This window comes from Deltaproteobacteria bacterium, from assembly GCA_016875395.1.
GTDB lineage: Bacteria > Myxococcota_A > UBA9160 > UBA9160 > UBA6930 > VGRF01.
The window spans coordinates 87,051-104,983 of the sequence record VGRF01000002.1; the positions used below are offsets into that span (position 1 = coordinate 87,051).

At 70.6% G+C, this 17,933-nt stretch carries 16 protein-coding genes; 7 read left to right on the top strand and 9 right to left on the bottom strand.

Translation table 11 applies throughout. The annotated features are described in order from the left end of the window. Positions 1-60: 60 nt before the first annotated feature. From FJ091_02190 to FJ091_02205, 4 genes are all read right to left on the bottom strand, one after another. The gene (locus tag FJ091_02190) at positions 61-1,269 is read right to left on the bottom strand and encodes a DNA topoisomerase IV subunit A (protein MBM4382157.1); all 1,209 of its coding nucleotides are present in this window, start codon (positions 1,267-1,269) and stop codon (positions 61-63) included. Beyond that, positions 1,269-2,999, bottom strand: coding sequence for a DNA topoisomerase VI subunit B (locus FJ091_02195; protein ID MBM4382158.1), 1,731 nt, complete (start codon positions 2,997-2,999; stop codon positions 1,269-1,271). The genes FJ091_02190 and FJ091_02195 overlap by 1 nt, the downstream gene beginning before the upstream one ends. 157 nt (positions 3,000-3,156) lie before the next feature. Continuing rightward, positions 3,157-3,369: a hypothetical protein gene (locus tag FJ091_02200; protein ID MBM4382159.1), complete on the bottom strand. Its 213-nt coding sequence runs from the start codon at positions 3,367-3,369 to the stop codon at positions 3,157-3,159. Positions 3,370-3,579: 210 nt separating this feature from the next. Further along, entirely contained in the window at positions 3,580-5,106 is a 1,527-nt protein-coding gene (locus tag FJ091_02205) for a YifB family Mg chelatase-like AAA ATPase (protein MBM4382160.1), read from the bottom strand. A gap of 367 nt (positions 5,107-5,473) precedes the next feature. Here FJ091_02205 and FJ091_02210 point away from each other — a divergent pair, with 367 nt between their 5' ends. Genes FJ091_02210 through FJ091_02220 form a run of 3 tightly spaced genes read left to right on the top strand, consistent with a single transcriptional unit; the run spans position 5,474 to position 8,190 of the window. After that, positions 5,474-6,193, top strand: coding sequence for a hypothetical protein (locus tag FJ091_02210; protein ID MBM4382161.1), 720 nt, complete (start codon positions 5,474-5,476; stop codon positions 6,191-6,193). After that, positions 6,190-6,867: an OmpA family protein gene (locus FJ091_02215; GenBank protein MBM4382162.1), complete on the top strand. Its 678-nt coding sequence runs from the start codon at positions 6,190-6,192 to the stop codon at positions 6,865-6,867. Before FJ091_02210 ends, FJ091_02215 begins: the two co-directional genes overlap by 4 nt. 9 nt (positions 6,868-6,876) lie before the next feature. Further along, positions 6,877-8,190: a VWA domain-containing protein gene (locus FJ091_02220; GenBank protein ID MBM4382163.1), complete on the top strand. Its 1,314-nt coding sequence runs from the start codon at positions 6,877-6,879 to the stop codon at positions 8,188-8,190. 216 nt (positions 8,191-8,406) lie between these two features. On the opposite strand, the gene FJ091_02225 is transcribed toward FJ091_02220, so the two are convergent. Beyond that, positions 8,407-9,720 (bottom strand): hypothetical protein, encoded by a 1,314-nt coding sequence (locus tag FJ091_02225; GenBank protein MBM4382164.1) that lies wholly within the window; start codon positions 9,718-9,720, stop codon positions 8,407-8,409. Positions 9,721-10,120: 400 nt separating this feature from the next. On the opposite strand from FJ091_02225, the gene FJ091_02230 reads away from it, so the two are divergent. From FJ091_02230 to FJ091_02240, 3 genes are read left to right on the top strand one after another with little or no spacing between them, the layout of a single operon-like run. Then, complete coding sequence (locus FJ091_02230) at positions 10,121-10,891, top strand: NRDE family protein (protein MBM4382165.1); 771 nt, start codon at positions 10,121-10,123, stop codon at positions 10,889-10,891. A 4-nt stretch (positions 10,892-10,895) separates the two neighbouring features. Then, entirely contained in the window at positions 10,896-11,222 is a 327-nt protein-coding gene (locus tag FJ091_02235; protein MBM4382166.1) for a hypothetical protein, read from the top strand. Between the two features lie 43 nt (positions 11,223-11,265). Next, positions 11,266-12,579, top strand: a complete 1,314-nt coding sequence (locus FJ091_02240) for a hypothetical protein (GenBank protein ID MBM4382167.1) — start codon at positions 11,266-11,268, stop codon at positions 12,577-12,579. Between the two features lie 517 nt (positions 12,580-13,096). Here the strand turns inward: FJ091_02240 and FJ091_02245 are convergent. Beyond that, on the bottom strand, positions 13,097-13,939 hold the full coding sequence (locus FJ091_02245) for a homocysteine S-methyltransferase family protein (protein ID MBM4382168.1): 843 nt from the start codon (positions 13,937-13,939) through the stop codon (positions 13,097-13,099). A gap of 37 nt (positions 13,940-13,976) precedes the next feature. Between FJ091_02245 and FJ091_02250 the strand changes: the two genes are divergently transcribed. Beyond that, on the top strand, positions 13,977-16,604 hold the full coding sequence (locus tag FJ091_02250; GenBank protein ID MBM4382169.1) for an alpha-galactosidase: 2,628 nt from the start codon (positions 13,977-13,979) through the stop codon (positions 16,602-16,604). Here the strand turns inward: FJ091_02250 and FJ091_02255 are convergent. Genes FJ091_02255 through FJ091_02265 form a run of 3 tightly spaced genes read right to left on the bottom strand, consistent with a single transcriptional unit; the run spans position 16,601 to position 17,919 of the window. Next, on the bottom strand, positions 16,601-16,990 hold the full coding sequence (locus tag FJ091_02255) for a PspC domain-containing protein (protein MBM4382170.1): 390 nt from the start codon (positions 16,988-16,990) through the stop codon (positions 16,601-16,603). The two genes, FJ091_02250 and FJ091_02255, sit on opposite strands and share 4 nt — an antisense overlap. A 3-nt stretch (positions 16,991-16,993) precedes the next feature. Further along, positions 16,994-17,404 carry a hypothetical protein gene (locus tag FJ091_02260; GenBank protein MBM4382171.1) on the bottom strand — a complete coding sequence of 137 codons (411 nt, stop codon included), beginning with the start codon at positions 17,402-17,404 and terminating at the stop codon, positions 16,994-16,996. Next, positions 17,401-17,919 (bottom strand): sigma-70 family RNA polymerase sigma factor, encoded by a 519-nt coding sequence (locus tag FJ091_02265; protein ID MBM4382172.1) that lies wholly within the window; start codon positions 17,917-17,919, stop codon positions 17,401-17,403. Before FJ091_02265 ends, FJ091_02260 begins: the two co-directional genes overlap by 4 nt. Positions 17,920-17,933: the final 14 nt, after the last annotated feature.

Below are 17,933 nucleotides of genomic sequence, written 5' to 3' on the forward strand. Positions count from 1 at the left end.
ACGAGGAGCGCCGCGCGGCGCGGCGCCCGCGCGGGCCTAACAAGCGGCACGTCGGCTCTCTCAAGGCAAAAACGCTCCGACGTTCGCCAGCTTCCGCGGCAGATACTCGTCGATCACGTAGTTCAGCCCCCACTTCGCGAGCGCCTGCTGTTCGGCGCGCACGCCCATTTGCAGCAGATCGTTCATCGCCTTCTGCCAAGGTTTGTGCGCCTTGAAGAACGGATCGTTCTTCAGCGCATCGCGCGCGCGCTTGATGTCGACGTCGAGCAGCGGGTGCGTCGGCAGCTGGTAGTCGCGGATGTCCTGCGGCGTCACGCCGAGGAAGCGCGCCTGGGGCACGCAGAAGAACTGCGAGAGGTGCGCCGCGTTGCCCGAGCCCACTTTCAGCGTGCGATAGATGTTCGAGATGCCGTACGGATCGCAGTCGACGAACGCGTAGACGGGAATCTTCGATTCGTCGGAGAGCTTGCGGATGAAGCGGCGCGTCGCGCGCGTGGGCACGCCCGCGAGCGAGACGAGGATGCAGTCCGCGGTCTGCCAGAACTTGTGGCTCTGCAGGCGCTGGAACACGCCGCCGGTCTCGATCGCGAGGATGAACTTCGCGTCGGTCTCGAACGAGAGATGCTCGACCGTGCTCGGGATCGAGTACGCGCCGCTGCCGAACCTCGTGCAGTCGATGCGCTCCACCTCGCCCGTCTCGCGATCGGGATCGAGCACGACGAGGTTGCCAGCGACCGCGCCGCCGTGCTCGTCGGGAATGAAGCGGAGCTGCTCGCGCGAGAGCCCGCGCACCGAGAACATCGCCTCGATGTCGTCCATCACCGCGTCGCTCTCGGTCTGCTCGTCGAAGCGCGCGTCGTTCCAGTTCTTCGACTGGTAGTAGGCGTCGCGCTTCGTGGCGAAGTCGTTCGTCTCCACGAGCTGCTTCGAGAGGCCCATCATGCGCAGCGTCTGCGCGAAGCTCTTCACCGTGTTCACGGTGAGCGTGCGCACCTTCTTCTGCTTGCCGATCTCGAAGTAGCCCTTCGCCTCTGCGTACTTCACGTTCGCGAGCGAGCGAATCGGAAACGCGAGGTCGGGCTTGCCGCGCTTGTTCACCTGGCCGTGCACGCCCGATGCGCTGTCGCGAATCGCGCCGACCGTCACGTCGTCGAGCGCGGAGTTCTTGCGCCGGATCTCTTCGGCGCGCTTCTGCGCGTCCTTCTCGCTGATGCTCGGCGCGGGCTTCTTCTTCGCCGCCGCCGCTGCCTTCGCCTTCTTCGCGGCCATCACACCTTCCGGCTCTTCTCGAGCATGTGAGTGAGGTTGGCGACGACCTTGTCGCGCTCCTTGTCGTCGAAGCCGAGAATCTCCTGCAAGCCGATCGCGACCTGCGGCAGATACTTGTCGATGTACGAGCGCTTCTTCGCCTCGTCAGCCTCGCGGCGCCGCTTGCGAATGAACATCGCGACCTGCCGGCCGCACTCCTGCAGCGCGAGGCGCATCTCCTTCACGATCTCGTCGTAGTGCGCGATCGCTTCCTTGCTCTCGCTCGTGAACGGCACCCACACGCTCGCGATGTGGATCATCACGAGCATCGGGCCGACCGGCAGCGCGCCCTTCGGCTGCTGCAGCTGGTACGAGCGCCAATCCGTGCTGATCACCGCCTTCGTCGCCGCGCACGCGCCTTGCTGATACTGGAGGGGCACGCGGTTCGCGTAGCGGTAGAGCGTGATCGCTTCTTCGGCGGAGAGATCGCCGCCGTACGCGAGGCCGGCCTCGATCAAGAACGGGTTGCCGCGGTAGACGACGGGCTTGCGCGTGACGGTGGCGTAGAAGTCCGCCTTCACCTCTTGCTTCAGCGCGCTCTCGATCAGCTTCTCGCCGATCGGCGCGATGCAGTCGGTCGGCGGCGCCATGATCTTCGTCGCCTGGATCGCGCGGTGAACCTTCTCCGCCTCTTCGCGCGTGATCTCCTGCGGGCGGCGATTGCTCTTCACGTTCGCCTTCTCGCAGATCTCGTCCGCGAGCCGGCCCGAGAGGCGCGAGAAGTCGTTCTGCAAGCAGCTGCGCAGGTTGCGCGCCTGCGTGTCGCGGAACATCTGCATCAGCACGCCGAGCTCGACGCCGTACGGATGCGGCTTGATCTCCGCGGTCTCCGGCGGCAGCTCCTTCGTCACGCGCTCGAACAGAATCGCGCCGTTGGTCTTGTCCGGGCTCGGCGGCAGGTACTCGATGCGCGCGTGCGGGTTCGCGAGGGCGATCTGGCGCACGTAGGCGTCGACCGACTGCTTGCCGCCGCGGTACGCGCCCTCGAGCTCGATCTCGACGCGCGTTCCGTGCGCGTGATGCCACTCGACCGTCTCTTCTCGCGTGACGCGCGGGTCGTTCGTCTTCGTGTCGATCACGAGCTCGAACAGGTGCGCGGGCTTCTTGTCGCCCGTGCGCGTGACGATCCGCACGGGCTTGCCCGTCGTGAGCAGCCCATACATGCCCGCGGCGCTGATGCCGATGCCCTGCTGGCCGCGGCTCTGGCGCAGGCGGTGGAACTTCGAGCCGTAGAGCAAGCGCCCGAAGATCTTCGGCACCTGCTGCTTCACGATGCCGGGGCCGTTGTCCTCGATCGCGACGCGGAAGCGCGTCTCCTCGAGCTGCACGATCTCGACGCGGATGTCCGGCGCGATGCCAGCCTCCTCGCACGCGTCGAGCGAGTTGTCGACCGCTTCCTTCACGGTCGTGAGGAGCGCCTTGGCGGGGTTGTCGAAGCCGAGCAGGTGGCGGTTCTTGGCGAAGAACTCGGACACCGAGATGTCGCGCTGCTTCTTCGCCATGTCGGCCGCGGTCGCGCTGGCGCGCGCCTTCGGCGCTTTTCGCCGGCCGGCGTGGTCGTCGCTGCCCGTCTCCGGCTCCTCGGCGGGCGCCGGCTCTGCCGCGGCGCGCTTGCTCGCCGCGCTCATCGCCTCGCTCGCGGGCGCATCGCTCGCCGCCCCCGGCGCAAACAGGCTCCCCTGCCGGTTCATCTCCCGGTTCCCCCCAGCCGCGGATGATGCTGGGCGAAACACACGGAGCAAGGGCGCAGCCGCGGATCGGCGCGCGAGTTACGCAGGAGATCGGGGACGTTGTTGCGTAGGTCGACCGGCCCGACCCGTCGGCTGGGTGCGTTCTTGCGCAGCGCGTCTACGCGAGCGCGATCTTCTGCCCGCGAAAGTTCCCAATCAGGCGGACGCGGCCGCTGCGCAATAGCTCGACCACGGTGGTCACGACTTCGCGGTCGTCCTCGGTCAGCTCGCCGAGCGTCGTCACGAGCTCGAGCAGCGTGGTCTCCACGACCGCGTCGGTCTCGGCGTCGAAGATCGCCCGCGCCTGCATCGCTGCCGCTGCTGTCCGCATGACCGTGTCTCCCCCGTCTGGCGAATTGGATGCAGCGCACATGCCAGGCGTTCACGGGCTTTACGCTGGCTTTACCCGGCGCGTATGAAGTGCTCGAACCCCGCGCACCCGCAGCGGTTTCTCGCGTGCGGAAGGGCGCCTCGGCCGGGCGCGGCGGTGACGAAATGCGGACGCAGCGGCCGAATTTCGACAGCGCGTGAACACGGGGCGTCATGGCGCGCCCGCCGAGCTCGCGCTCACGCCCCGCATGCCGATCGCCTCCGTCATCGCGCTCGTGTCCACGCGCGCATCGCCCGCGAGGTCCGCGATCGTGCGCGAGACGCGCAGCACGCGGTGGGCGGCACGGGCGCTGAGGCCGAACTTCTCGACCGCGCGGCCGAGCAGCGCGCGCGCGTCGGGCGTCGCGAGCGTGAGCTCGTGCAGCGCGTTCGCCGGGATCTCGCTGTTCGCGGCGAGGCCGAGCGGCGCGAGGCGCAGCGCCTGCTTCTCTCGCGCGCGCAGCACGCGCTCGCGCACGCGCGCGCTCGGCTCCTCGCCCGCGGGCGCGTCGAGCTCGCGGAACGGGACGGGCTTCACCGCGACGTGCAGGTCGATGCGATCGAGCAGCGGGCCGGAGAGGCGCGCCTCGTAGCGCGCGATCGAGTCGTCGTCGCAGCGGCAGTCGCGCACGCCGCTCTTGTGCCAGCCGCAGTTGCACGGGTTGCACGCTGCCACGAGCGAGAAATGCGCTGGCAGCGCGACGCGGTACTGCGCGCGTGCGAGCACGACGACGCGCTCTTCCAGCACCTGCCGCAGCGACTCGAGGCAGCGCCGCTCGAACTCGGGCAGCTCATCGAGGAACAGCACTCCGCAGTGCGCGAGCGTCACTTCGCCCGGCTGCGGCGGTGCGCCGCCGCCGAGCAGGCCCGCGCGGCTCGCCGAGTGATGCGGCGCGCGGAACGGGCGCACGAACGCGAGCGGCGCATCGGGCTCGAGCGTGCCCGCTGCGCTGCGAATGCGCGCCACTTCGATGGCCTCCTCGAAGCGCAGCGGCGGGAGAATCCCAGGCAGCGCGCGCGCGAGCAGCGTCTTGCCCGCGCCCGGCGCCCCGCGCAGTAGCAGGCCGTGCGCGCCGGCCGCGGCCACCTCGAGCGCGCGCTTCGCGTGCGCTTGCCCCTTGATCGCGGCGAGGTCGTGCTCGCACGCGACTTCTCCGCGCAGAACGCGTGGCTTCGCGCGCGGCAGCTCGTGCGTGTCGTGCAGCCAAGCGAGCGCGTCGATCAGCGACTCCGCCACGAACACCTGCGCGCTCTGCGCGAGCGCCACCTCCGCCTCGTTCTCCGCGGGAGCCACGATGCGCGAGCAGCCGGCGCGCGCGAGCGCGAGCACCTGCGCGAGCGCGCCGCGCACGGGGCGAATCCGGCCGTCGAGCGAGAGCTCGCCGACGAGGCCGAGCGCGAGCGTCGACTCCCACGGCACCGCGCCCGCCGCGGCGAGCACGCCGATCGCAATCGGCAGATCGAGCCCCGCGCCGCTCTTGCGCAGCGATGCGGGCGCGAGGTTCACCGTGATGCGGCGATCGGGGAAACGCTGCCCCGTCGCGTGAATCGCGGCGCGCACGCGCGCGGCGCTCTCGCGCACGGCCGCCTCGGGCAAACCCACGATGTCGACGCGCGGCAGCTGCGAGCTGATGCGCACCTCGACCTCGACGGGCACGCCGTCGACGCCGATCAGCGCGCCGCCGAGCACGCGCGGCACGCGCGCCGCGCTGTCGTCTTCGATGGTGCGTTCTTCTGCGAGCAGCGAATCGAGCGACGCGTCGTCGAGCGCGTCGTCAGGAATGTTGGCCACTGGGTTCTGCCAACGGGACCGCGGGGTGAGCGGCCAGGGCGATGAAGGCAGGGCCCGCTTTCGCGAACCCTGCCTTCCACCCTTGAGAAGCCCCGCCAGGGATGGGGCATCCGACCCTTAAGTGGTGCGCAGCGACGGAAAGTGTCAGCGCTCTCCGAGAAAGCGAGCTTGCCGAGTTACGTTCGCTGCCGTGTGGTTTCGCAGCGTGAGAATTGCGTGCCTGTGCGCCCTGGCTGTCGCGACAGTTGCCGGTTGCGGTGCGGCGCCTCCCACCGTGAGCGCAGCAGCCGCGGCCCCGCCCCAAGATCCCGCGCAGTTCAGCGCTGAGCGCTTTCGCGCCAACGTCGCGGCGCTGGTCGAGCTCGGCGCGCGTGCGCCGGGCGACGAAGCGAGCGCACACGCACGCGCGTGGGCGAAAGCGAACGCTCCCGCAGCGCGAGCGGACGCGGTCGTTGCGCTGATCGCGCCGCTCACCGCGAGCGGCGACAGCTCCGACGGGCTGGCGGATGCGAGCTCGGGCGCGGCGCTGATCCTGGAGGCCGCGCGCGCGCTCGCGGCTCGAGACGCTGCGCCGCGCGTAGAGCTGTTCGATTCGAGTGCGCTGGCATCCGCTGCGCTCGCCGGCACCGCGCTCGCGGTCTACGTGCCGCGCGCGTGCGCGCTGCCACAGCGCCGCGACCTGCTCTCGCACCGCGTGCTGCGCGAGCGCTTCTTCGACTTTGCCGGCGCGGAGGCGGGCGCCGCGGGCTTCGAGCAGAGCGAAGCGCCGCACGAAGCGCTGCTGGCAGCGGGCGCGCGCCGCGTCGTGGTCCTCGATGCGCCGCGCGCGAGCGGTGCGGCCTGCGACCCGCAAAAGTTCGTGGATGCGCTCGTGCGCTTTGTACGCGATGCATCTGCACTGCTGACTCGCGGTTCTGCACACGGCGTGAATGCGCCGCCCGCCGAGGCGTCTCAGCCCACAGACGGCGCAGTCGCGCCTCAGGAGAACTCATGAACGCTCTGCTCAAACGCTCAGGTGTCTCGCTCGGTCTCATCGCTGCCGCTGGCATGCTCGCCAGCTGCGCCACCAACACCGGCACTGTGATGGACGACAAGCGCGCTCAGGGCGCGCTGATCGGCGCCGCCGCGGGCGCGGCGACCGGCGCCGCCGCGAGCAAGCGCAACGCGAAGGGCGCCGGCATCGGCGCGCTCGTGGGCGCGCTCGCGGGCGCGGGCATCGGCCACTACCTCGAGAACAAGGAGCGCGCGGCGCAGGAGCTCGACGCGATCCCGGACGCGAACGTCGAGATCGAGGGCGACTCGGTCGTCGTCACGTTCGCGGGCGAAGTCATGTTCGACTCGGGCTCACGCAACCTCTCGCCGGGCGCGCTCTCTCGGCTCGACTCAGTGGCGGCCACGATCAACCGCTACCCCGACGCCGATGTGATCGTGAAGGGCCACACGGACTCACAGGGCCCCGAGGACGCGAACATGCGCCTCTCCGAGGACCGCGCGGTGATGGTGAAGAACCACCTCGTGCTGAAGAACGTGGACGTGCGCCGCATCACGACGCTCGGCTTCGGCGAAAGCCAGCCGATGGCGACCAACGCGACGCCCGAGGGCCGCGCGATGAACCGCCGCGTCGAGATCGAGCTGCGCCCGCAGCAGCGCGTGCGCGAGAGCTACTGACTCGGAGCGATGACGCTCTACTTCCCAGTGCCCCGCTGCGCGCGAGTGATCGCGGCAGCGGGGCTGCTCGTTTCTGCGCCGGCGTTCGCGGACGGTGTGCAGCTGCGCCTCGATTCGCCGCTGCCGGGCGCTCGCGTGGAAGGCTTCGTGCACCAAGCGCGCATCGCGGGCAGCGCGCTCGCCGATGCCGCGGATCCGAGCGTGTTCGACGTGATGCTCGTGATCGACGTGTCGTACTCGACGCGCGCGGCGAGCGGCGGCGACATCGACGGCGACGGCGTGGTCGGCGTCGATCCGCAGGGCGAGGGCCTCGCGGGCGTCTTCCCGAGCGACGTGCGCAGCACGGACCCGCAGGACTCGATCCTGCACGCGCAGGTTCGCGCGGCGCTCGCCCTGCTCGAAGGCGTCGACGCGCGCCGCGTGCGCTTCGGCGTGATCACGTTCTCGGGAGAGGTGAACCCGGCGACCGGCGAGCGCGTGAACGAGGCGCAGCAGGACGCGCAGCTCGAGATTCCGCTCACCGAGAACTACGCCGCGGTGCGGCAAGCGCTCGCCGGCGTTCTCGCGCGCGGTCCGCACGGCGCCACGAACTTCTCCGCCGGGATTTTGCTGGCGGTGAGCGAGCTGAACGGACTCACCGGCGCCCGCAGCGAGCCGCGCGCGGAGGCGAAACGCGTCGCGCTGTTTCTCACGGACGGCCTGCCCACGTTCCCCGTCGGCAAGGGCACCGAGATCGATCCCGGCGACGAGGAGGCCGCGCTGCGCGCCGCAGAGCTCGCTCAGACCGCGGGCGTCTCGATCAACACGTACGCCGTCGGCCCCGGCGCGCTCTCGTACAACCGCGTCACCACCGAGATCGCGCGCATCACGCGCGGCGTCTACACGCCGGTGCAAAGCCCCGACGACGTGATCGTGCTGCTCGCGGGCACCTCGTTCTCGGACGTCGAGGACATCGTGTTCACGAACCTGACGACGGGCGACTTCTCGACCGACGTGCGCGTCGCGCCCGATGGCGCATTCACCGGCTACGTGCCCGTGCGCGAGGGCCGCAACCGCGTGCGCATCGTCGCGCTCGCGAGCGACGGCACGCGCGGCGAGCTCGAGCTCGAGCTCGACTTCGCGCTCAGCCAGGTCGGCTCCCGCGACAAGCTCGCCGAGCTCGAACGCATCCGACGCCAAAACCGCGACCTCGAGCTCAAACGCAAGAGCCTCGAAATCGAAGCCTTCCGCGAACAGCAGCGCAGGCGCCTCGACATCCGCATCAAGGAAGACAAGCCCGCGCCAACGCCGACCGAGCCGCCGGAGCCGGCACATAACAACTAGGCCGCGCGCGAGAGAGACGAGACGCGCCCGCTCGACGGCTGACGCGGCGAGGCCACGACGGAACGACCTCGGCGTCGAACGCTCCTGCCAAGCGTGTCGGCCGAGACCGCAAGCGAAGCGCGCAGCGTTCGGCGGAGTCCTCGGAGCCGAACGCGAAGTAAACAAGGAAAGAAGCGAACCTCGGTCTCACGGAAGAAGGAAACCCGCCGCGCCGCCTCAGAGCGGCGTGAGGCCCGCATCCGAGATCTGCCGCTGCTTCAACTTCCCCTTCTCGTAAACCGACTTCACGTCGATCTTCCCGTCCTGGTTCTTGTCCTCTTCGCGCAGCGCGAGCAGCGAGCGGCCGCTCGTCGTCTCGTACGTCTCGAACGTGTCGCGCTTGCCGTCGGCGTTGCTGTCGCGCTCGATGCGCGCGATCAGGTCGTTCGAGTAAGCCGTCCAGGCGTCGACCTTGCCGTCGTGGTTCAGGTCTTCCTCGGCGCGCTCGAGCTTCTTGTCCTTGTAGAAGACGACGCGGTCGATCGTGGTGTCGCCGTTCGTGTCGTGGCGCTCCTCGGCGAGCGCGCCGGAGCGGAACACGAAGAACGCGTCGCGCTGGCCGTTCGCGTCACGGTCGATTTCGCGCGAGGCCATGCGGCCGTCCTTGCCGAACACCTGCCACTCGTCCGTCTTGCCGTCCCCGTCGTTGTCCTGCTCGATGCGCGCCACCGCGGCCGCCTCGTACGTCGTCCACTCGTCGATGTCGCCGTCGTAGTCGCGATCGGCTTCCTTGCGCAGGATCTGGCCGGTCGTCTCGTCGTGGAAGCGCACCTCTTCGGGCGCGCCATCGCGGTCCGCGTCGATCGAGCGCACCAGCACCGCGAGCTCGCGCGTGTTGCCCCAGGCGCCGACCGCGATCTTGCGGTGCTCCTCGTCGAAGATCGCGGCCGGGAGGTCCTTCGGCGCGGGAGCCGTCGGCGCTTCGCGGCTGTCGGCGATCGCGCCGACGGCGGCTTCCTGCGCGGCGCCGGCAGCCTCGAGCTGCTCGGTCTGCTCGATCTGCCGTAACAACTCTTCTTGACGCTCGAGCTCGCCGGCGATCTCGTCCTCGAGCTCGTCCGTGCGCTCCGACTCCCTCTCGATCTCGCGCTCCATCTCCTCTTCACGGCCGCGCTCGCTACCCGGGTAGCGCCCGCCGCCGCCACCACCGAGGGGGTTCTCGCCCGTGATCGCGCCGTAGATCATCTGCGTCACGCCGCCGACCGCGGCCCCGATCGGACCCGCCTGAGCGCCCACGATCGCGCCGATCAGCATTCCCTGCGCGGCAGCCCTCGCGCGATCCCCGGCTGTGACGCCGTCGTTCTGGGGATCATCCGGGTCCGTGTCCGCTTCTTCCGGAATACCCGCCGTGGGGTCGTCGGGATCACCGGAGCTGTTGTCCACCGACGAGACCGGGGGCAGCGGCTTCCCCCGCGACGCGCTGCCGCCCCCGTTCGCGCACCCGATCGCGGTGGCGAGCAGCAGGCACAGGATCGCGGTCAGGGTTCGCATCGGACGCCCTTTCTTGTCTCCGACGGAGTGAGTGGCACGAGCGGCGCGCACATAACGTGTCGACTCTACTCCCGGGGTCCAGGCCAGCCAACGAGCAGTTGCTCGCAACCTCGAACCCGGGCGACGCGAGGTCGGCGGGCACCACGTCGGTCAACCCCGCGCGCGCAAACGAGATGCGCATCACCAGCAGTTTTGGTTACCCGCGCTCGCCTCCTCTCGCGAATCACGCAGATCGGCGACACCCGACGCAGCTCGGTCGCCACTCTCGACGCACGAGAGAGGTGAGACACGAGCCGGAAACTCCGAACCCTCAAACTTCCCATTGACCCGCGGGGAGGCTCGGATACTTTGCGCCATCCTCGCGAGAGCGGCCCCCGCCGCACAAAGGCCTTCTCTGCCGATGTGCACCCTCATCGCCCTGCATCGCTGCTACCCGACCGCGCACCTGTTGGTGGCCGCGAACCGGGATGAGTTTCTCGCGCGTCCGGCGAGTGGGCCGCGCGTGCACGAGTGGGGCGGACGCAGAGTCATCGCGCCCGTGGACGAGCGCGCGGGCGGCACTTGGCTCGGCCTCAACGACGCCGGCGTGTTCGTGGCCCTCACGAACCGGCCGACTGCGGCGCCTGACGCGACCCGCCGCTCGCGCGGGCTGGTCGTCGCGGACGCACTCGGGCGCGCCTCCGCGACGCGCGCCGCCGAGGCCGCGCTTCAGCTCGCGCCGGGCGCCTACAACCCCTTCAACCTGTTCGTGGCCGACGCCGAGCACGCCTTTGCGATCGTCTACGAGGAGAAGCCGCGCGTGCGCGTGCTCGCGCCCGGCGCGCACGTGATCGGCAGCGCGGATCCGAACGACGCGGCGGTGCCGAAGATCGCGCGCTTGTTAGGGGAAGCGGAGCGCGTGGCGGCGGGCCCCGAGGCGAGCGCGCTCGATGCGCTGAGCGAGCTGTGCCGCTCGCACGACGCGCGCAACGACAACGCGCTCGAGCGCACCTGCATCCATCACGGCGAGTACGGGACGCGCAGCTCGACGCTGCTGCGTCGCGGGCCCGATCGCGAGCGGGACGTGTTTCGCTTCGCGGGCGGCGCGCCGTGTCAGACGAGTTATCAGGATTTCACGCCACTTCTGCGCGAGCTCGATGGAGCCGCTCTGAACTTCCCGACGACGAGGTGAACACTTGAGACGCATTGGCAGCAACATCCGCAAGCAGGCCACCGACGCGAAGGCGAACCGCCTCTCGCGCAACATCATCCGCTACACGGAGGAAGAGAAGCCCAAGAACGAGTACCCGAAGCGCATCGTCTCGCCGCCGCGCTCGAAGGCGTGCTGCACCGACGAGAATCGCGTGGTTGTCGGCCAGGTGAAGGAAGTCGAGGGCTTCAAGTTCTGTTACAAGATTTGCGCGACTTGCGGCCACGCCGTCCGGTACTTCTACCCCGCGGCCGAAGGCACGAGCGACGCGGTGAAGAGCTACCGGTCGTGGAAGAAGTACATGGTTCAGTGAGCGACGGCCGCTTCGGCGCGCGCTCGCGAGATGCGGTCGTCGCATGAGTGAGCGTCTTCGGGAAGCCGAGGAATACCTTCAGGGCCTGATCAACTACGAGCGCGCGCCCAGCTTTGCGGGCGCGCGCTTTTCGTTGGCGCCGATCCAGGCGCTGCTCGCGAAGCTCGGCAACCCCGAGCGCGGCCTGCGCGTGCTGCACATCGCGGGCTCGAAGGGGAAGGGCTCGACCGCGCTGCTCTCCGAGGCCTTGTTAGGCGAAGCCGGACTGCGCACGGGCACGTTCACGTCGCCGCACCTCGAGCGCTGGACGGAGCGCTTCCGCGTCGCGGGCCGCGAGATCGACGGCGATCGCCTGGCCGACGCGGTCGCGAAGATTCGCCCCGCGGTCGACGCGCTGCGCGGGACCGAGAACGCGCCGAGCTTCTTCGACGCGACGACCGCGGCGGCCCTCGTGATCTTCGCCGAGGAGAACGTCGACGTGGCGATCCTCGAGGTCGGCCTCGGAGGCCGCCTCGATTCGACGAACGCAGTCACGCCCGCGGTCACCTGCATCACCACGATCGAGCTCGAGCACACCGACAAGCTCGGGTCGACGCTCGCTGCGATCGCGGGCGAGAAGGCCGGCATCGTGAAGCCCGGCGCGCCGCTCGTGACCGGTGCGCTCGCGCCCGAGGCCGCCGCGGTCTCGGCGCAGCGCGCGCGCGAAGCCGGCGTGCCGCTCGTGCGCCTCGGCGCGGAGATCACACGCGAGGTCGTGAGCGAGTCGCTCGGAGGGATGCGCGTCCGCGTGCGCGACGGCGGCTTCTCGTGCGAGTTCGACCTCGCCGCCGCCGGCGCGCATCAAGCCGCGAACGCCGCGATTGCGCTCGCCTGCGCGCGGCGGCTCGGCGTCCTGAGCGACCAAGAGATCGCGCGCGCGGCAGAGCGGGCGTTCGCGCGCGTGACCCTTCCCGGCCGCGTCGAGATCGTCTCGCGCGCGCCGTGGATCCTGATCGACGGCGCGCACACCGAGGAGTCCGCGAAGGCGCTCGCGCACGTGCTCGCGCAGATCCCGCGCCGCTCGGCGCACCTCGTCGTCTCGATTTCCGCCGGCAAAGCGCTCGCGGCCATCTGCGCCGCGCTCGCCCCGCACGCCGACCACGTCACGATCACGCGCGCCGAACCGATCCGTTCCCTGACACCCGCCGAAGTCGCCGACGCCTTCCGCGCCGTCTCCCCCGCCCTCGACCTCCGCATCGTCCCCAACCCCCACCTCGCCCTCCGCGCCGCCCGCGAAAGCACGCGCGAAACCGACCTCCTCTGCGCCACCGGCTCCTTCTACCTCGCGGGCATCGCACGCAGCGTGCTCCGAGCCTAACAACGGAGCCCCGCGGAACGCCAGACAGTCCCGCAACCAGCTGCGCGTCGAACGCTCCTGCCCAGCAGGTCGGCCGAGACCGCAAGCGAAGCGCGCAGCAGCGCGCGAGTCTTCGAGCGCGATGCGAAGTAAACATGGAGAAAAGCGGGCGCCTCGATGCAAAGCCGCGCCCGGCGTGCGGCACACCTCGCTCTCGAGGACCTGCACGGTGCCACGGCCCGCTTCGGCTTTCGGCTTCGCCGAAAGCCGAAGCGCCCGGACCGGCACCTCGCGAAGGCCACGAGGGGAGGGGTTGCCAGTCCGGGCGCTGGAGATTTCGTCTCCCGAGCATCAAGTAGAGCAACCCGCGTGCCAGCGCGGCGAAGCCTCGCGCGCAGAGCCGCATCTCGCGCTACGCGCGCGGAGAAGCGCGCGCTCTTGCCGGTTCGCGATTCGGTGAGTTGCATCCGTACGCGCGAAGCGCAGCGCCAATTTGCGTCACTGCAGCGCCGACCTGCCGACGCTCCGCACACGCCTGTTAGGGAAGCAGCGCCGCGAGCGCCGCGACGTGTTCGGGCCGCGTCCCGCAGCATCCGCCCAGCGCGGTCGCGCCGGCATCGAGCCAGCGCCGCGCGGCTGCCGCGAACTCGCGCGGCGTCTGCGCATTCGTGCGCGCGCCGTCCGCGCGCGGTGCGCCGAGGTTCGCGTACGCAAAGAACGGCATACGCGATTCCTGCAGCACGTCGAGGCACGGCGCGAGCGTCTGCCACGGCGCGCAGTTCACGCCGATCGCGAGCGGCGAGAGCGGCAGCACGCGCGCGATCGCGGCGGTGAGCGGCTCCCCCGAGAGCAGCCGCGCGCCGGGCGCACACGTGAAGCTGACGAGCGCCCGAGCGCCCGCGTCGTGCGCGGCCCGCAGCGCGGCTTCGGCTTCGCGCGCAGTGTTCATCGTCTCGACGAGAATCGCGTCGATGCCGGCCGCCACGAGGTTGCGGGCATGCTCCGCGTGCTCGCGCGCGAGCGTCGCGTCGTCGGGAACGAGCGTGGGCGAATAACAATCTTCGAGCGGCGCCGCGGAGCCGAGCACGAACACGTTCGGGGCGCCCGCCTCGCGCGCACCTTCGCGCGCGAGCTGCACCGCGCGCGCGGTCAGCTCCGCGGCGCGCTCGCCGAGTCCGGCGCGCGCGAGCGTGCGGCGCTGCGTCCGAAACGTGTTCGCGGTGAGCGCCTGCGCGCCCGCGGCGGCGTAGTCGCGGTGAACCGCGCGCAAGACCTCTGGTGCTCCGAGCAGTGCGCGCGCGGACCAGAGCGGCAGTTCGCACGCGACTCCGCGGCGCTCGAGCTCGGTGCCAGTCGCGCCATCGAGAATGCGCGCGCGCATCCTGAAATCGGAGTCGCCACCGATATCATGCGCGGCCATGTCACTCGCCTCGCTCGCGCGGCACGAGCGCGCCGGTCGCCTCGAGCCCGTTCGGCTGGGCGTGCGTTACTCGGCCGACGTGCCGCCGCACCGTAGCGGCGACGGTGTGCTCGGCGCGATCGCGTTTGCGGAGGCGCCGCTCGCGGTCGGCACGCACCGCCTCGGCCCGTTCGAGATCTCCGTCTCCGCGGATCTGCGCGGCAGCGACGCCGCCTTCGACATCGCACTGCGCTCGCGCGCGAGCGAGCCGCTCTACGTCGAGTCGATCGTGCTCGGCGTGCGCTGGCGTCCGCCCGCCGCCGAGAGCGGGATGCGCTTCCTGCGCAACGGCTGGCAGTCGTGGTCGTTCAGCGGAGCGCGCGAGCTCGACGCTACGGGCGCTGCGCCGTTCCCATCGGGTCCGTGGCTACGCGGGATGTTTCACGCAATCGGCCAGCCGGCTGCGGACCGCGCGGGCTGGCACGAGTCCGATCTCGTCACCGCGGCGGCTGCGCCGAGCGGCGCGACGTGCCTCGCTGGGCTCTGCGAAGCCGGCCGTGCGATGGGCCTCGTTTACTTGCGGCGCGAGTCGGAGACGGTGCGCGTCGAGGTCGAGGCGCAGCTCGAAGTGGTGGCCGCGCCCGCCGAGCGGATCGAGAGCGAGCGCTTCACGTTCGCGCTCGGCGACTCCGCGGACGCGCTGCTCGAGCAGTTCGCGGCGGAGCTGGGCGCGCGAGCGGGCGCGCGGACGAACGCGCCGTTCCAGGCCGGCTGGTGCAGCTGGTACCAGTTCTTCGCGGCGGTCTCCGAGGCCGACATCCTGCGCAACCTCGAGTCGCTAGCGAAGCTGCGCGCCTCGCTGCCGATCGACGTCGTGCAGATCGACGACGGCTACCAGCGCGCGACCGGCGACTGGCTCGCGACGAACGCGAAGTTCCCGCGCGGCCTGGCGCCGCTCGCGGCGGACATTCGCAGCGCAGGCTTCCAAGCAGGCATCTGGACGGCGCCCTTCTGCGTGGTTGCCGAGAGCGACACGTTCCGGCTGAACGGCGACTGGTTGTTACGGCGCGGCGACGCGCCATTCCTCGGCCTGCTTCACCGCGAGTGGGCCGCGGACTCGCGCGTCTACGTGCTCGATCCCTCGCTGCCGGCGGTGCAGCGCCACCTGCGCAGCACGTTCGCCGCGCACGCGGCGATGGGCTTCACGTACTTCAAGCCGGACTTCCTCTACGCCGCCGCGATGCAGGCCGACGCAGCGGACGCCTCGCTGCCGCGCGCCGCGCGCCTGCAGCGCGGGCTCGCCGCGATGCGCGAAGGCGCAGGCGCGGAGGCGTTCATCCTCGGCTGCGGCTGTCCCCTCGGCGCGGCGGTCGGCTTCGTCGACGGCATGCGCATCGGGCCCGACACCGCGCCGCACTGGAAGCCGCGCGCGGGCATCGCCGGCATCGAGGACACCGCGGCGTCCGGCGCGAACGCGCTGCGCAACACCTTCGCGCGCGTCTTCATGCACCGGCGGCTTTGGCTCAACGACCCCGATTGCTTGATGGTGCGCAGCGCGAGCACCGAGCTCACGCCCGCGGAGATTCACTCGCTCGCCGCCGGCATCGCGGCGAGCGGCGGCATGGCGATCGTCTCGGACGACGTGGCGGCGCTCTCGCCCGGCGACCTCGAGTTGTTACGGGAGTCGCTCGCGCTCGCGCGCGAGGTGGACGCCGGCGCGGCGCACGGCACCGCGCGCGCGCTCGGGCTGCTCGACGCCGGCGGCCCGCATGGAATCGTGAGCCACACGCAGAACGCCGTGATCGCGGTCGCGCACAACGCGAGCGATGCGCCGGCCACGCTGTCGCGCGACGTCTCGCGCGAGCTGGCGGCGCGCGGTGCGCTCCCGCCGTTCGCGCTGCTCGGCGGCACAGAGCCGGAGCCGCGCGACGATGCGCTGCTGCGCGCCGAGCTCGCGCCGCACGCGAGCCTCGCGGTGCGCGTCGCGAAGGACGTGCGCCTCGCGGTGTTCTGCGATTACGACGGCACGTTCGCGAAGCAGGACGTGGGCTCGACGATCGTGCGCACGCACGCAGCCGAGCGCCGCGCGCAGCTGTGGGCGCGGCTCGAGCGCGGCGAGCTCGACGCGTGGTCGTACAACATGGAGCTGCTGAACGGCCTCGCGTATCCCGAGCGAACGCTGAACGAGTTCCTGAGGACGATCGAGATCGACCCCGGCGGACGCGCGCTGGTCGACTGGTGTGAAGAGCACGGCATTCCGTTCCGCATTCTCAGCGACGGCTTCGACTACAACCTCGAGCGGCTGCAGCGCATCCATGGCGTGCGCTTCGCGCACGACTCGAACCGGCTCTGGTACGAGCAAGACCGCTGGCGCATCGCGGCGCGTTACCCGGATCCCCGCTGCGGCTGCGCCACCGGCGTCTGCAAGGCCGCGCGCATCCGCGAGTTCCGAACGCACCACCCGGGCGCGCGGGTGATTCACGTCGGGAACGGACGCGTCTCTGACTTGTGCGGCGCGCGCGCGGCCGATCTCGTGTTCGCGAAGGACTCGCTGGCGGAGGAGCTCACGAAGCAGGGCGTCGCGTTCGAGCCGTTCGAGACGCTGCACGACGTGATCGCCAGCCTCGAACGGCTCGTCTCCGGCTAGCGCGGGTCGTCCGGGCCGAGCTCGCGCTCGACGTCGGGGTCGCGCGGTGCGACCGCTCTCTCTTGCGCGTCTCGTTTGCGGATGCGCGCGCTCGCTGCGTCGTCGAGCGGCATCACGATCGCGAGCACGACATAGATCACGATGCCGACGCCGCTCGAGATGATCGTGCCGAGCACGAACGCGAGCCGCACGACCGCGGTCGGCAGACCGAGGATCTCAGCGAGCCCGCCGCACACACCGGCGAGCACTCGCTCGGAGCTCGAGCGCGTCCACTCGCTGCGGGGAGTGCGGCGCCGCTCGCCGATGAACGAGCCGCAGTGCTTGCACTTGACCGCTTCGACGCGGACTTCTTCTGCGCAGTAGGGGCAGATCTTCGTGCTCGACATCGATTAGGCCTCGAGCGCGCGCAGGCGCGCGCGCTTGTGCGCAGCGATCGGGATGGCGCCGGCGGCGATGGCGATCCACACCAGCGCTCCGCCCGCGTAGGCGAGCGCGATCGCGTTGGCGACCGGGAGCGGCAGCACGCCGCGCAGCACCTCGGCGAGCCGCGGCAGGAAGTACGCGTTCCACGCGAGCACGATCGCGAGCGGCGGCAGCGCAGCCGCGCACAGCAGTGCGAGCTCGCGCTTGAAGCCGGCGGGGATCGTGCGGGCGGCGAGCTGCGCGCGCAGCTCGCGCTTCGCGCGCGCGAGAGTCGTCTCGAGCAGCGCGAGCGGCGGCGCGCTCACGCGGAAGTGGTCGAGCTCGCGCGAGAGACCGCGCAGCTCGCGAAGGGTCTCGTCGTCTCGCAGGTCGCTCATGCTTCTTCCTCGCTGTCTGCGACGACGCGTTCGCGCAAGGCCTTCACCGCAGCATGCAGCCGGCTCTTGATGGTTCCGCGCGGCACGCCGAGCACGCGCGACATCTCCTCTTCGCCGAGGTCCTCGTAATACCTCAGCACCAGCACCTCGCGCAGTCGATCGGGCAGCGCGAGCACGCGCTCGCGCATGCGGTCGCCCTCGGCGACGGGCGGCGCATCGGGGGTCTCGCGCAGTGTCTCGTCCTCGATGCGCGCGGACTCGACCGCGCGGCGCTGCACTTCGAGGCGGCGATAACGGTCGCGGCACAGGTTGTTCGCGATCTGGTAGAGCCACGCGGTGAAGCGTCGCTCGACGTCGAAGGTCTCGCGCGCACGCACGACGCGGATCCACGTCTCCTGGAAAATGTCGTCTGCGGCGCTGCCCACGCGGCGCGACAAGAAGCCGTAGAGCATCCACTGGTGGCGCTGCATCAGCGTCTCGAGCGCGCGCTCGTCGCCGGCCTGGAGGCGGGCCATCAGTTCTTCATCGG